This is a genomic window from Pedobacter faecalis (genome assembly GCF_030182585.1).
Taxonomy (GTDB): domain Bacteria; phylum Bacteroidota; class Bacteroidia; order Sphingobacteriales; family Sphingobacteriaceae; genus Pedobacter; species Pedobacter faecalis.
Genome location: NZ_JARXOW010000001.1, coordinates 1,071,006 through 1,085,353 on the forward strand (window position 1 = coordinate 1,071,006; position 14,348 = coordinate 1,085,353).

The following is a 14,348-nucleotide window of genomic DNA, read 5'->3' on the forward strand; positions in this document are numbered from 1 at the left end:
ATAACCAGGAACGTTTGAAGCATCGGAGGATGCAAAATAACATAATGCGAAAGTAGCTCAGTTGGTAGAGCACGACCTTGCCAAGGTCGGGGTCGCGAGTTCGAATCTCGTCTTTCGCTCTAAATGCCTTCACACTCTGAAGGCATTTAATTTTAAAAGGTATTTCACCTGCTCGGATGGTGGAACTGGTAGACACGCAGGACTTAAAATCCTGTGCCCTCAACAGGCGTGCGGGTTCGATTCCCGCTCCGAGTACAATCTAGGATTTTCATCTAAAAGCCCTTTTCTTTTCGAAAAAGGGCTTTTGTATTTTATTCCTGCTGTGTTATCTTTATGAACATTGTAAAAATAAATTAAATGATAATTGATGCTCAAATCATTAGTCAGCCTTATTCAGGTGAGTTTTCTGAAAAAATATATGATAATGAAAGTCCCTGGAACTCTCAGAGTTGGTCATACATCAAATTTATAAATGACGATTACAGCGAATGGTGCGGACAATTTAGAGGATTTCCTCGTCAAGTTGCTATTTCTACAATCAATAACATAATTCTAGTACTGACATCAGACTACCTATTTCAACTTACTAGGGATTTAGCGAACCAAACTGAAATAGAAGATCAACCACAGTATCATTCCTTGGCATCTTCACCCAAAGGTGACTTCATTATCGCAGATTATTATCATATTGAAAAAATATCTACTAGTATATCAAATAAGAAACGTATTGATTGTGATATTGAAATGGATATGATTCAGTTTAAACAATGGAATAACTCCAAGCTTGAATTTACATGTGATGAATTTTTAAATTGGGAACGACATTTAGTTATGGCTTATGATTGTAATACCGATAAAATTGAAATCATCGGCGAACAATAAATTATTTCATAGTCTAAAGTTTCAAAAACAACACGATATAATCCCGTTGCCGTCTATATCTTTAGCTTTTTAATATCGTATTGATAAGAAGTTGCAAATCATTTTGGAAATTATGTGAAATTTGAGCTTTTAGGTGTACTTTGAAACCCCGTAGTAACCCGTGACTCCGGGGTTTTATTTTTTATAAATCTATGTAAGTGCTAAATTAATAGATTGACCGAACGGTCTCTACATAATTGATATCTTCAAAATGCAGAAATCAACAAAGGCAATTGGAAATGCTATTTTTGTATACTTTCGTGCAATCTTATGGACCCTGAAGAAATGGTTGTAGTTTTAGTTGTTCTTGGTATTTATCTTCGTTGACAAAAGGCCACACTTCGAAATTTCCGAGTTTTCTAAATTCAGCAAACGCTATTTCTTGTTCTTTCTTTTTATCCCTATAGTATTGTCCTAGGGATAATATCGTGATGATTACTTCTCCTAAAGAAAATTTAAGTAATGGATTGTCAGTATCGAAATATGGCCATCCATATTCTTGCTCGCTTTGTAAGAAATATACATCGTGCAATTATTTTTAAACTCTCGTTAGAAAGTTTATCGGTCCCTTTCAGCTTATGGTTCCTAGTGTCATCATAAAGCCCCCAACAAAGTTCTAGCATTGGTTGAATAATCTCATCATCAGATTTCGCATGTTTAGATCTATAATATTGCTCTGGTAGCCAGCCATGAGTTACATCATCAATTAGATTCTCTTCAAAATCATCGTTGGAAATCAGTCCAACGGAAAGATGTCTCAAGTGCAGGGCAAGCTTTTTTCGTCTTTCTAGGTCTATCATGCTATGAAGTGACTATCATTTACACATAATTCTTAGTTAAATATATAAAAATGCCTACGTTTCTAATATATAATATTGCATTTCATTCATTAGCAATTCGAAATACCAATCTGCTTGTCCTACTGACCAATTTTCAAAAGGATATGTCCAGATATTTCGAGGTCATTTAGTACCTTGTTACTGATTTATACTTCATTATTTTGAATGCTTTTTGTGCATATCTGCTAAAAAGCTTTTCCGATCAAATGAGTTCGCAAATCCCGATTTTTCGCCTTTTTTTAATTCCTTTAGGAGTTCAGCTTTTTTGGTTTCTAAATGCTCAAGCATTCTCAACGGGGCTCTAATCACTTCACTCGCTGAAGAATATTTGCTTGTTTGAATTTGCTTGCTAACGAAGCTATCAAGATAATCACCCAACAATGTTGACTTGTTCCTTGCCATAATTTTTTCGCTTTTTAAATATACCAACAATTGGTATCAAAAAAATAATTGAATTAGCTTACCCTATGGAAGCCGCCCCGGGGGGCATAAAGTGGATGTTCAAAATCTCTGGAAGTAAGTTAGTTCAACTTCAAAATAAGAGCGTTAATTCAATCTCAGCATCTCTTAGCTGCCCGGGTATAGTGTATCACCCTTTGAGTTTCGCCCGCTGAAGCCGCCCCACGGATCAGGCATCAATCCGCTCCGACTAACTATACGTTCAACCTCGTCTGCATTATCGAGCAGGAGTGCGCCCTGCATATTATTGACAGTGCGAAACATACGAGCTATGCGGCTCTGGTCATCCGGACTATCTTCTATAAGCTTATAAAGACCCCTGGTTATCGCTTTTAGCGCACTAAAGTTTTCTGCATACGCTTCAGCGCTGTCGAACATCTTTATCAGCCGCCTAACTTGTTCGGCATTCAGATACCGCAGCTTGAGATTAACATGCTGGCTGGTTTCCATTTTAACGAATACGTCATCGGTTGAGTTCACTACAGCTACGACCTGATCAGGGAGCTGGTTGTTTTTACAATTGTTGGTTCGCATAACAATTTTTTAAAAAAACATCCCAAGTGCTGCGAACCAACAATCAACTCCTTACAGAGATATGTTTGATGCGGGGCTACCGCTCACTTGGGAATATTGTTAATAAATAATTGTTATAACTGCCTCTGTAATTTAAATTAGAATTCTGTTGATTATCAGTTCGCACAACGAATGTGCGAACGATTTTTCAGAATTGCAAAAACCAAACAGTCTTATCTCAAATAATAGCGCGCGATATATTCAGAGGCGTACATCCCGGAATAATTATCCCTTATATCGCCTGGCATCAGGCAAGCTATATACATCTTTTATTACACCGACGTTGACAAGCGATTGAACAGTGTCGGCTATCTATATGCTGGTTAATAGCTGTCTGGTGGCTGACTAGTATCCGAACAGGTAAGAGTGTCAGACCAAGGGCAAAAAGTTTCCTTTTCCTATTTATCCACATGTTTATGAATGCCATCCGCAGGCTTGTCGCTGAATATTAAGCAGTCCCAAAGCCTGATATGGTAGTCGCCATGATGCTTAACCAGTTCAATCTTCACGTGGTGTTTGCCCTTCGGAAGTTGATAACGCCAGGTAATGTCGTGTCTGCGCAAATGGAATGCGGTAGATAAATGCGCAGTTTCCATCAGTTGCCCGTCTATATATACATTGGCTTCATAAGTGAAGTCAGGTAGGTCATTGCGGTTTTTATTTGCAGCGCCGCGTAAAACGAATCCGGTACCTTCAAAATCAAACTCATAGGTCACCCCCATTGTGGTATGCAAGGTCCGCTTCTCAACCGGATACAATCCTGCAAAACCTTGCTCCAACTGCACAACCATCGGCTTTTGAACAGCAATGCTGATGTTCTGACCGGCTTCTGTTCCGCCGTTGAGCAGAATGGATTTTACGGCATGCTGGTAACTCGTTTCATAAACTTTGTTGAGCGACATGCTGGTGTATTTGAAATTCATATCCTCAGCGCCCTCCAATCCCTTTTTCCAATACTGCGGTATGTTGATATATCCTATCATGGTGCCCAGGATACCCGCCGCTGATGAGGGGTTACAATCTGAATCCTGCCCGGTACGCGTGGCTATCTCCATGGTTTTGGTAAAGTCTCCTTTGCCGTACAACAGGCCCATGACCACGTAAGCGGCGTTAACCTTTGCATCGATGTTTAGTGGCGCAAAGATTCCTTCGGGGCAACCGTTCTCAGACGACCATTTCTTTTGGACTTCAAACCAGGTCTGCTTCCAGTCTGACGGATATTTTTTATGCCATCTAATCACATCTGCGATGCACTGATAGAATGTGCTCTCCCTGGGGATTGTCTTCAAACCTTCGCTAACCACATAGTCCACATCGCTTGAGATGAACGCCAGACTGTACATGGCGCCCATATAAACGCCGCCGTACCAGCCATCACCATAGTTCATGATGTGGCCTACGCGGTCGCTGATCTTACTTGCCGCGTTGGGCATGCCCGGATGCATGAGCCCCGCAAAGTCGGCCTCAATCTGGTAATCAATGTCGTCGGAATGCGGATTATTAAGCCAGTGCCCGCTCTGCGGTGCCTTTATACCATTTAATATGTTGTAACGGGCGGCCTGATTGGCGTGCCACAGGTTATATGGCGCTGTGGCGAAAGCATGCGCAAAGGAATCCACAGGCGCATCAAAGCCCAGTCTTTCCAATACATCCACAAAGGTGAGGTCCATATAGATGTCATCAAAAAGATCCGGCCATTCGATCATAAGTTTCTTTACGTATCCGGCCGACCAGGGTATGGTTTGCTCATCCTGGATAAAAGTCCCGTTGTACTGAAACTCGGTATAACTTCCAAAGCTTACTCCGATGGTTTGTCCGGCCCAACCGCCTTTAATCTTGTCTTTAAGCTTATCCTTACTTAATGTAAATGTGGATTTCTGGGCCAATGCTGAGGCACAGCAGGTAAAAAGGACGCTGAACGTCCATAGTAATACTTTTTTCATTTGTGTGTGCTATTTGGTTTCAAGTAGTCGCCCGCAGGCGCTACCTAAAGCTAAATGTAATAAAATCCTTTTCTTTTATGTACATTCGGATCTTAAACCATTACCATTTATATACCTTAAGAATGAAAAAACAATTATTAGCGCTCGTTACGCTCTCGATCCTGTTTGTAGCTTGTAGTAAAAAAGAAAGTACTCCAAAACTGATGCTCGACCTCCACGAACTTTCACTGAAATTCGATAAGGAACACCAGTTTAAAGTTACCCTGGATGGCCAAGCTGTTGATGGCGCTACGGTCAACTGGACTTCGTCTGACGAGCGTACCGGAACAATTGGCGGCACAGGCCTCTTCAAAGCAAAGAGAATCGGCACCACCACCATCACTGCTAAACGTGGAGAAGAGGTACTTACCGCAACTGTGGACGTAACCCCCTACGCCACCTTTTTTACAGAGCCTTATGTAGATTTTACCGCCAGCAAAGCGGTAATCAAGACCAAGGAAAAAAGACTTTTAGCCCCGAACGGAGAAGAGGCGGACGGGTTGTTGTATATAGGCGAAAATAACAAAATACAGAACGTACTTTACGCTTTTGAGAACGGAACCTTGCTTGGCGCAATGGCAGTATTCAAGACTTCGGCACTGACTTCTGACGAACTTGCTAAATTCTACCTGGAACGCTATGCGTACATAGGAGAAACTAATGACTTGGCCTACCTGGCATTCGGACAAACCATTGTTGCCATCGGAGAACACCCGAATGTTGGCTTTGCCGCAGTGTATATCCAGGATCCTGAAAGAACAACGGCAAGTACAAGATCGTTAGGGGAAGCCAGGGCTTTGGTTGAGGCGTATTCAGGAAAGCTTGTTAAAAGACTAAGATAAGTCGGACCGCTGTATACGTACGGCGTTCAGTATGGCGAGCAGGGCCACGCCGACGTCGGCAATAACGGCCTCCCATAAGCTTGCCACACCGCCTGCACCGAGGGCGAGCACAGCCACTTTTACAACGAGCGCCATGGTTATGTTTTGCCAGACTACCTGCCGGGTAAGTTTGCCAATTCTGATGGCCATGGCGATCTTTGACGGCTGATCGTTTTGAATCACAATATCGGCGGTCTCCACAGTAGCATCACTTCCCAAACCGCCCATGGCGATACCTGCATCGGCGAGTGCTACCACCGGTGCGTCGTTAACCCCGTCACCGGCAAAAGCCAGGCGTCTGCCCTCAGCCTTAAGCTCCGTTACGTGCCGCACCTTGTCTTCGGGCAGCAGGTTCCCGTAGGCATGGTCTATACCCAGCGCAAGTGCTACCTGATTTACCACCGATTGTCTATCGCCCGACAGCATAATGGTGTCAATGCCCATGTTACGCAGCTCTTTAATAGCAAGTCCGGCATCGGGTTTAGCCTCGTCTGCTACGGTTATGTATCCTGCATACGATCCCTCTATCGCCACAACCACGGTCGTATTGCTTAAAGCCTCAATTTCTCGCGGATAGGACACTTCAAAGCTGGAGAGCAATTTGGTATTACCTACCAGAACCTGCTTTCCGCCCGCCCTGCCAGCCAGTCCGTGGCCAGGTATTTCACGCACATCTTCCGCCAGACTCCAACTGCCCTGCTCCGACGCATACGCTATTATGGCTCGTGCCACAGGGTGGGTAGAATTTGCTTCCACCGCAGCAGCTAGGGAAACAATGGCCTGTGCAGGCAAAGCCACCGGCACCACCTCCTGGACTTTGAATACGCCTTTAGTCAACGTGCCGGTTTTGTCCACCACCACCGTGTCCACCCTGGTCATCACATCCAGAAAGTTCGATCCCTTAAAAAGGATGCCGTTCCTGGATGCCAATCCGATACCTCCGAAATAACCAAGCGGGATAGATACGACAAGGGCACATGGGCAACTGATCACCAGAAACACAAGGGCACGGTAGAACCACTCGCGGAAGCTGTAGTCGCCGACCACCAAATAAGGCACAAAGCAAACCAGCACTGCCAAAGCAAATACAACAGGCGTATACACTTTTGCAAAACGGCTGATGAAAAGTTGGGTCTGGGATTTACGCGCCGTCGCATCCTGCACCATTTCCAGTATACGGCTCAGCTTACTGTCGCGAAACAAGGCGCTTACTTCTACCTCTACCACATTCTCCCGGTTAATCATGCCGGCAAGTACCTGTCCCCCTCTTTCGATCATCTGCGGTACGCTCTCACCGGTTAGCGCGGCAGTATCGAAAGATGCATACTCCGATCTCAGTCGGCCATCCAGGGCCAGCTTCTCTCCCGCTTTGAGCTGCAGCACTTCCCCGATTTGCACATTAGCTGGCGGGACTTCGACAAACCTGCCCTCCCGCAATACCGTAGCCTGATCGGGTCGTACATCGAGCAAAGCTTTAATGCTGCGTTTGGCCCTGTTTACCGCAGCATCCTGAAACCATTCGCCTATGGAATAAAATACCATTACGGCCACCCCCTCGCTGTAAGAACCAATGCTGAAGGCACCTATAGTTGCCACGCTCATCAAAAAGAACTCGTTAAAAATATCCAGTCGCCGGGCCTTTCTGAAAGCCAGGTCGAGCACGTTATACCCCGCCAGCAGATAGGCGGCAAGATAAATGATCAGGTTGACCGGAAACGCAGGAATAACCCCGAAACCATATTCCAGGACGAGCATAACCACAAGAATGGCGAAAGCGGTCAGCAACGGGATCTTACCTTTAATCATGCCTCATGTTTTTCAAAAACCATTCCATGAATCGGTGAACGGGCGCCGGTGGTGGAAAAGTGCCTGCGCCTTACATTTTGCCAAATGGGCTTAGCGTTTATAAAAAATAAAATCGGTAAGCAGCGGACTCACCCCATGTACCTTTACATCCGTAGCGATCTGTGCGCGATGGTAGGTACCGTGGTTTATTGCATGAAAAAGGATGTCGCGCACGGAATTCACAAAAGGAACACCAGTGCTCATTTTATAGCTTACCATTCTCTCTAAGTCTTCAGACGAAAGAACTTCCAGGCTCCGCTCATAATTCTCCTGATCGAGCGCCTGGAGACTGTCGATAGGATGCTCCTGCCAAACGCCAAAGGGTGCGCCCTCAAGACTGATCCTGAAGTTCCAGATGCGCTGTGCGTTGATGATGTGCGACATAAGCAGGACCGACTTTGAGCCAATTTGCTCACGATTGTCAGAAAGCAGGGCTATAACCCTCTGATTCATATCGCGGTTATAAGTAAAAAGCTCAGCGAAGAATGTTTTCATGCGGCTAATCTAGAAAATAAAAAAACGGGAATGCAACATTCCGTCGCATCCCCGCTATCTAAATTAACGCTCTCAGTAATATAAACGACAAATACAGGGAATATTGTGCTGACTTAAAAAAAAATCTAACTTTTTTTGCGACGCAACTGGTACACCTGTCCCTTGCCGTTCGCAAGCAAGATCAACCGGCTATTTTTGCTTTTGCCAAGTACATTGAAACCAAGCGGTGAAAGGCTGCTCCAATTAAGTCCGCCATCTTCAGAGATGTCGGTACCCGAAGTACCTGTAGCCAGGACCAGTTTTGGATTTATATACAGAACACTTGAACGATATCCTTTCACCGGACTAACCGGCTTCTTCCATGTTTTGCCCCCATCGTAAGTAAGTAGTATGTTGTTCGCATTCTCCTTGTCCTTCACATAGTTGCCGCCTACTACGATACCTCTTTTCTTATCCAGGAAATCCATAGAGAACACGCCTGTACTGCTTTCGCCCTGCCAGATGGGACAGGGGTAGACCGACCACGACGAACCGTAATTATTGCTTACGTAGATGTTGGATACCTTACCGCCTGTGGCTATCCAGACTTTCCCGCCTTTCATGGCGCGTATGGTGCTGCCACTGGCTGCAAAGCCCGCCTCACCTTCGGCAAGCGGAAAGTGCAAACTACCGGACACATCGCTCCAGGAACCTCCCCCATCCTTCGTTTTTAGCAATTGCATCTTATGATTAATCGGATCGCCGAAAATTAATCCCTCACGCTGGTTCCAGAAAGCCATGCCGTCCAGAAAAATGGCAGAGTCACGGTTTTGGTAGACTTCCTTCCAGGTCTTGCCGCCGTCGCGGGTGGTAAGTATAAAGGCAGGTGATCCGGCATTTACGATCACGGCCCTTTTACCATCGAAAGCTTCAATATCCCTGAAATCCAGTTGCTCGTAACCAGCAGGTTTAAACCAGGACCAGGTTTTTCCACCGTCGAGTGTCTTACCAACGCTACCAGCACTTCCGCTCACCCAGGCAATTTGATCACTCACGACCGACATACCTCTGATACTTGAGGCCGCTTCGGCGGTTAATTCGACGAGCTCATACTTCTGGCCGGACGCTAGGAAAGGAAACAGGATAAATAACAGGAGGTATCGCATCATTACAATATTTATCTGCCCCAATTTCTGCAATTAAACGCATAAATCCATAAGCTGTTTATGTAATTTATCGAAACCTGTACCTGCTGTTTGTTGTTAACCTCACAAGTTAACCCTATTATTCATTATACCTATGACTATGCAACAAGATCCAACAGAAAAATTCCCGCAGCCGCCTTTTCCCGAGCAGGAACAGGAAACGCCGGGTAGAGAACGCGACATGAAGCCCCTTGCCGATCATGGGGAGGAAACTTACAAAGGATGCGGTAAACTCGCCGGAAAAAAAGCCGTCATTACGGGCGGTGACTCTGGCATAGGGCGCGCCGTGGCCATTGCGTATGCCCGTGAAGGCGCAGACGTCCTGATCGCCTATTTGGACGATGTGGAAGATGAAGACGCACAATCGACGGCCAAACTAGTGGAAGAAGCAGGGCGGAAGGCTATCCTGGTGAAGGGCGATATCCAGGACGAGACGCACTGCCAGTATATTATAGACACGGCCGTTAAGGAATTTGGCCAGATAGATATCCTGGTGAACAATGCGGCCTACCAGATGGCCAGGGAGTCGATGGAGGAAATATCGGCTGAAGAATGGCACAGGGTATTTCAGACCAACATCACTGCAATGTTTTACCTGTGCAAAGCCGCCGAACCGCATATGAAACCAGGCAGCAGCATCATCAACACTACCTCCGTCAACGCCTATTCACCTAGCCCTCAATTGCTGCACTATGCCGCTACAAAAGGTGCGATACAAAATTTTACCTCCAACCTTGCGCAGATTCTGCTGCAAAACGGTAAAGGCATACGGGTAAATGCCGTAGCTCCGGGACCGATCTGGACCCCGCTTATCCCGTCGACCATGCCTGAGCCAGAAACGTTCGGACAGGACACACCAATGGGCCGCCCCGGACAGCCTGCTGAAGTAGCTCCAGCCTTTGTGTTTCTAGCCTCGGAAGACGCCAGCTACATTGCAGGAGCTACCATTCCGGTAACAGGTGGCCGTGTAACGATCTAATATATTACGATTTTTAAAGCTAACGCAACCGGGCCTGGAAGAAAGCAGAAGTTTCGCTGATCACCAGGTCCCAGTTGCCCGCTTTTGAAAAGCCATGATCCGCACCCGATACTTCTACCCATTTATTGTCGACCCCCTTGCTGTTTAAGATATTGGTAAACTGCTGGTATTCATTCTTACTGCCATCAGGCAAATCTGCCACCACATTAGATTCGGGCCGTATGTTGATGGTTGCTCTGGCCTTTCCCTGGTTGGCCAGCCAAAGCGGACTTACCGCCATGTAAGCCAGAATATTTGCCTGCACAGGCTCGGCACCTACGGCACGGTAGATTACTTCAGCAATCCTTGGGTCAAGCGCCCTCACCTCAGATTCATCCTGAAATGCAAAATTGGTAGCGCCAGCCCAGTTGGCCGCTGCTTTAACACGATTGTCCGAGTTCCTGTCGCCATACGCGTACAACAATGCCAGGGTACCTCCCGCACTATGTCCGGCAATACCCCATTTATCTGAGCTGATCTTCCAGTCGCCACGCTTTGAGACGGCCATGTTCACAGCTGCCTGAATGTCCAGAAGCTGATCGGAAATCTTTACTGCACTCGGCTTGTGTACTATGGGTGTGCTTAAAACACCGTCTATGTCTACCAATCTGTAATTTACATTGAGCACCGCAAATCCTCTGGCTGAAAGCTGACTGCTTTGTCCGGAAAAATCCGACTTATCGCCCGCCACAAAGCCACCACCATGCAGAAAAACAATGACCGGTGTATTCTCATTTCGCCCTTCGGGCAGATATACGTCCATCTTTTGCCTGCTGTCCGTACCATAACTGACATCTGTGATTACCTGGGCTTCCAGATTTACTTTTTTATCTTTCTTACAAGATGAGAGGATAAACAGGGAGAGGACGGTTAGTATACCAATTGTGTTTTTCATAACATGATGTTTCTGAAAACCAATCAAATATTGTTCCTGAAATGATCAGCGAAGCAGAGGCTTAAGGACCGGCCACACCTTCTGCGCAATGATTACATACCCTTCGGCAAGAGGATGTATGCCGTCGTGCATATTCAGGTGACGGATCCCCGCAACACCCTCAAGCAGGAAGGGCACAAAAGTCATTTGGTTCTTAATGGCCATATTACTGTAAAGCATGCGAAATTCTGCAGCACGCTCGCCGGGCACCCACAAGGGCAACTGCATGCCCAGCAGCATCAACTGAGCTTCAGGATGGGCAGCCTTAACGCGATCGACAATGCGCTGCAGGTTATCCTCTGTTGTTTTGGGATTGATACCGCGTATCATATCGTTGGCGCCAAGCTCAAGCACAAAGATATCCATCGGATTTGGCAGATAGAGCCCGAGCCGCGCGAGGCCCGAAGCGGAGGTATCTCCGCTCACGCCGGCATTGATGCATTCATATTGCAAGCCCGACTCGTTAATCTTTTGCTGAATTAAGGAGGGGAATGATTGTTCTTGGGCGTTGGAAAGCCCGTAACCCGCCGTCAGGCTATTTCCGAAAAAAAGTATGCGCTTCATTAGTTAGTCGATAACCGTCATTTTTCGTTGTCCTGAACGGAATTATTTCCCGTTTCAATCTCCACTTCCTTTGTAGTCACGGCATAATGTGAAGGACGGATTTCTGAACCATAGGCCACCGCATAAGCTTTGGTAAATTCCGCTCCGAAGTAAAGGATAATAGACGAATAATAAGTCCACAATAACAAAATAACCAAGGAACCGGCAGCGCCGTAAGTGCTGCCGACGTCACTTTGTCCGATATAGATGGAGATACCAAATTTGCCCAGCATAAACAGTAGCGCAGTTACTACTGCACCCAAGGTCACATCACGCCATTTGATGATCGCATCGGGAAGCACTTTAAAGATGACCCCAAAAATGAGCGAAACTACAGCAAGCGTAACCAACTGATTGATGATGTAAAACAAGACGACCGACACATTCGAGAAGCGGGCTTGAAGCCTTGAGCTGAACCCGTCGAGAAGCGAAGTAATACCTAGCGATACCAGTAACAGGAAAGCCAGGCTTATGATTACTGAAAACGACAGGAAGCGGTTTTGCAGCATTTTAAGCCATCCGCGTTTTGGTTTAGGTTTTAAGCCCCATATCGTATTTATAGAATCTTGAATATCGGCAAAGACTGTGGTAGCACCAACCAGCAAGGTAACAATACCAATAATGAAGGCAATCGTACCTTTATTGCCAATGGCGGCCTTCTGAACGATCTCTTGCAACTGTAAGGCCGTTTCCTTTCCCATAAATCCGGCTAGCTGTCCGTATATCTGGTTATTGGCCGCTTCCTCGCCCAAAAAGATTCCGCAAAGTGAGATGATAACCACGAGCAGCGGAGCCATCGAAAATACCGTGTAGTAAGCCAGGGAACCACTCAGCTTGGTGACCTTGTGATCGCCAAAGCCAGTAAAAGCATTCTTGAGTAGCTCCCAGATTCCCTTAAAGGTGATTTTTTTTCTATCCATATGTTTTTATTGATCTTCAGGACCTACTTCGTTACCCTCTTCATCAATTTGCATATGCTCGTCCCACTCCTTATTGGAGTGTTCGCTTTGCTGGTTACTACCGGCTTGTTCCTCAGTTTTTTGCGGAGCGTTCTGCTGTTCTTTTTCTTCGTAATTTTCCATAGCTGTAGTGTTTTTTCAGAAAAACAACAATCATAAGCCCTTAAAAGTTTAGGAATGGCTTGCCTTCGGGTAAACCATTCGGGCGCAGCAGATGTTAATGAAAAAACTAAATTTTAGAAATTATGATCATTCCACTGCTTACCGGACTCTTTATCGTGATACTCACCATCATACTGTTCATCAGGTTTAATAAACGCAAGCACTAGGCCTGAACTGTGGAAGAAACCGTTACGGCCATTGTTGAAACGCCACGCGGATCGGCACATAAATATGACTTTGATCCGGGATCGGGCAGCATTAAGCTTAAAAAGGTAATGCCTGCAGGCCTTGTATTTCCCTTCGATTTCGGATTTCTGCCGGGCACTGTTGGCGGCGATGGCGATCCGATGGATGTTTTGCTAATTTCCGAACTGGCCTGCTTTCCGGGCTGCGCGGTCGACTGCCGGATTATTGGCGGTCTGCTGGCCGAGCAAACCGAACGCGACGGTACCGTAATGACCAACGACCGGGTTATTGCCGTACCCGTCGTCTCAGCCACGTACAGCTCAGTGACAAGGCTGAGCGATCTCCCTAAGGGCATGCTCAACGAGATCGAGGAGTTTTTTAAAAATTATAACGCGCAGGCAGGTAAGGTATTTAAAGTGAAGAGGAGGATATCCGCTGCGCAGGCCCTGGCTTTGGTCGAAAAAAGCCGTGACCAGCTTGAGCTTACGCTGCTGTTTGAGATCTTTCTGCCCTTAAAAGACAATGCCGGAAGAGCCTTTCCCGAACGCGTTTACAGCAATCTGCAAAAGCAACTGGTCAAAAAGTTTGGTGGGGTTACCATGTACACACGAAGCCCGGCCCAGGGCTTATGGGACACGGGACGAAGCCGGGAGCAGAAAGATGACCTGGTCATTTTTGAGGTCATGGCCGCTGTTTACGACGAAGCCTTCTGGAAAAACCTTAAAGAGGAGCTTGAAGAGAACCTCGGTCAGGAAGAAATCCTGATCCGGAGTTCCAAAGCGCAAACCGTTAGGTAGCTACATCTGCTCTGACGAGGCTTCCGTATTCATCCAGACAAACTCCCAGTGGTGGCCATCAAGGTCTTCAAAGCTATGCTGATACATGAACCCGTGGTCGCTAGCCGGATTGGGAACTGTGGCGCCGGCTGCAACCGCCTTCTCTACGATCTGGTCGACCTCCTCCTTGCTTTCGCAAGAGAGGCAAATGGTGCATTCCACGGCTTTATGTGCATCTACAATGTCTTTCTTGGTGAAGGTTTGAAAGAATGGCCTGGTAAGCAGCATGACATATATGGTGTCGCTGATGATCATACAAGTTGCCTTTTCGTCGGTAAACTGCGGATTGAAGGTATAACCGAGCTTAGTAAAAAATTCTACGGAGCGGTTGAGCTCCTCAACAGGTAAATTCACAAAAATCTGAGTTGCCATAAGTGTTATCATTTTGATTAATCCAAAGATAGCAGGACAAGCTCCATTTTGGGCTGTCTGATTATGACAATTAAAGGGGGCGATTCCGTAACACATCTC

The 14,348-nt window shown here is 46.2% G+C and carries 15 protein-coding genes and 2 tRNA genes; 6 read left to right on the plus strand and 11 right to left on the minus strand.

Features of this window, described 5'->3' with window-relative positions:
- Nucleotides 1–46: 46 nt before the first annotated feature.
- The 3 genes from QEP07_RS04780 to QEP07_RS04790 all read left to right on the plus strand — a co-directional run bounded on the left by QEP07_RS04780 (nt 47) and on the right by QEP07_RS04790 (nt 882).
- A tRNA-Gly gene (locus tag QEP07_RS04780) sits at nt 47–119 on the plus strand.
- A 51-nt stretch (nt 120–170) separates the two neighbouring features.
- A tRNA-Leu gene (locus QEP07_RS04785) sits at nt 171–255 on the plus strand.
- Nucleotides 256–357: 102 nt separating this feature from the next.
- Entirely contained in the window at nt 358–882 is a 525-nt protein-coding gene (locus tag QEP07_RS04790; RefSeq protein ID WP_285008793.1) for a hypothetical protein, read from the plus strand.
- Between the two features lie 1,034 nt (nt 883–1,916).
- Here QEP07_RS04790 and QEP07_RS04795 read toward each other — a convergent pair.
- The 3 genes from QEP07_RS04795 to QEP07_RS04805 all read right to left on the minus strand — a co-directional run bounded on the left by QEP07_RS04795 (nt 1,917) and on the right by QEP07_RS04805 (nt 4,735).
- On the minus strand, nt 1,917–2,162 hold the full coding sequence (locus tag QEP07_RS04795; RefSeq protein WP_285008794.1) for a type II toxin-antitoxin system ParD family antitoxin: 246 nt from the start codon (nt 2,160–2,162) through the stop codon (nt 1,917–1,919).
- A 165-nt stretch (nt 2,163–2,327) separates the two neighbouring features.
- Nucleotides 2,328–2,753: a hypothetical protein gene (locus QEP07_RS04800; RefSeq protein WP_285008795.1), complete on the minus strand. Its 426-nt coding sequence runs from the start codon at nt 2,751–2,753 to the stop codon at nt 2,328–2,330.
- 437 nt (nt 2,754–3,190) lie between these two features.
- The gene (locus QEP07_RS04805; protein ID WP_285008796.1) at nt 3,191–4,735 is read right to left on the minus strand and encodes an ADP-ribosylglycohydrolase family protein; all 1,545 of its coding nucleotides are present in this window, start codon (nt 4,733–4,735) and stop codon (nt 3,191–3,193) included.
- Nucleotides 4,736–4,857: 122 nt separating this feature from the next.
- On the opposite strand from QEP07_RS04805, the gene QEP07_RS04810 reads away from it, so the two are divergent.
- The gene (locus tag QEP07_RS04810; protein ID WP_285008797.1) at nt 4,858–5,616 is read left to right on the plus strand and encodes an Ig-like domain-containing protein; all 759 of its coding nucleotides are present in this window, start codon (nt 4,858–4,860) and stop codon (nt 5,614–5,616) included.
- On the opposite strand, the gene QEP07_RS04815 is transcribed toward QEP07_RS04810, so the two are convergent.
- The 3 genes from QEP07_RS04815 to QEP07_RS04825 form a co-directional block, all read right to left on the minus strand.
- Nucleotides 5,608–7,461: a heavy metal translocating P-type ATPase gene (locus QEP07_RS04815; protein ID WP_285008798.1), complete on the minus strand. Its 1,854-nt coding sequence runs from the start codon at nt 7,459–7,461 to the stop codon at nt 5,608–5,610. The genes QEP07_RS04810 and QEP07_RS04815 overlap by 9 nt on opposite strands.
- Nucleotides 7,462–7,551: 90 nt before the next feature.
- Entirely contained in the window at nt 7,552–7,995 is a 444-nt protein-coding gene (locus QEP07_RS04820) for a DinB family protein (protein WP_285008799.1), read from the minus strand.
- A gap of 125 nt (nt 7,996–8,120) precedes the next feature.
- Entirely contained in the window at nt 8,121–9,143 is a 1,023-nt protein-coding gene (locus QEP07_RS04825; protein WP_285008800.1) for a WD40/YVTN/BNR-like repeat-containing protein, read from the minus strand.
- A gap of 136 nt (nt 9,144–9,279) precedes the next feature.
- Here QEP07_RS04825 and QEP07_RS04830 point away from each other — a divergent pair, with 136 nt between their 5' ends.
- Nucleotides 9,280–10,158, plus strand: coding sequence for an SDR family oxidoreductase (locus QEP07_RS04830; protein ID WP_285008801.1), 879 nt, complete (start codon nt 9,280–9,282; stop codon nt 10,156–10,158).
- A 19-nt stretch (nt 10,159–10,177) separates the two neighbouring features.
- Here QEP07_RS04830 and QEP07_RS04835 read toward each other — a convergent pair whose 3' ends face one another.
- The 4 genes from QEP07_RS04835 to QEP07_RS04850 are packed head-to-tail and all read right to left on the minus strand — an operon-like array spanning nt 10,178 to nt 12,816.
- Nucleotides 10,178–11,092, minus strand: a complete 915-nt coding sequence (locus tag QEP07_RS04835) for an alpha/beta hydrolase (RefSeq protein ID WP_285008802.1) — start codon at nt 11,090–11,092, stop codon at nt 10,178–10,180.
- A gap of 45 nt (nt 11,093–11,137) precedes the next feature.
- The gene (locus tag QEP07_RS04840) at nt 11,138–11,695 is read right to left on the minus strand and encodes an arylesterase (RefSeq protein ID WP_285008803.1); all 558 of its coding nucleotides are present in this window, start codon (nt 11,693–11,695) and stop codon (nt 11,138–11,140) included.
- A gap of 17 nt (nt 11,696–11,712) precedes the next feature.
- Nucleotides 11,713–12,654, minus strand: a complete 942-nt coding sequence (locus QEP07_RS04845; RefSeq protein WP_285008804.1) for a YihY/virulence factor BrkB family protein — start codon at nt 12,652–12,654, stop codon at nt 11,713–11,715.
- 6 nt (nt 12,655–12,660) lie between these two features.
- A complete protein-coding gene (locus QEP07_RS04850; protein ID WP_285008805.1) occupies nt 12,661–12,816 on the minus strand; it encodes a hypothetical protein in 156 nt (51 codons plus the stop codon).
- Nucleotides 12,817–13,031: 215 nt separating this feature from the next.
- Here QEP07_RS04850 and QEP07_RS04855 point away from each other — a divergent pair, with 215 nt between their 5' ends.
- Entirely contained in the window at nt 13,032–13,838 is an 807-nt protein-coding gene (locus tag QEP07_RS04855; protein ID WP_285008806.1) for an inorganic diphosphatase, read from the plus strand.
- Here QEP07_RS04855 and QEP07_RS04860 read toward each other — a convergent pair whose 3' ends face one another.
- Nucleotides 13,839–14,249: a VOC family protein gene (locus QEP07_RS04860; protein WP_285008807.1), complete on the minus strand. Its 411-nt coding sequence runs from the start codon at nt 14,247–14,249 to the stop codon at nt 13,839–13,841.
- Between the last annotated feature and the right edge of the window lie 99 nt (nt 14,250–14,348).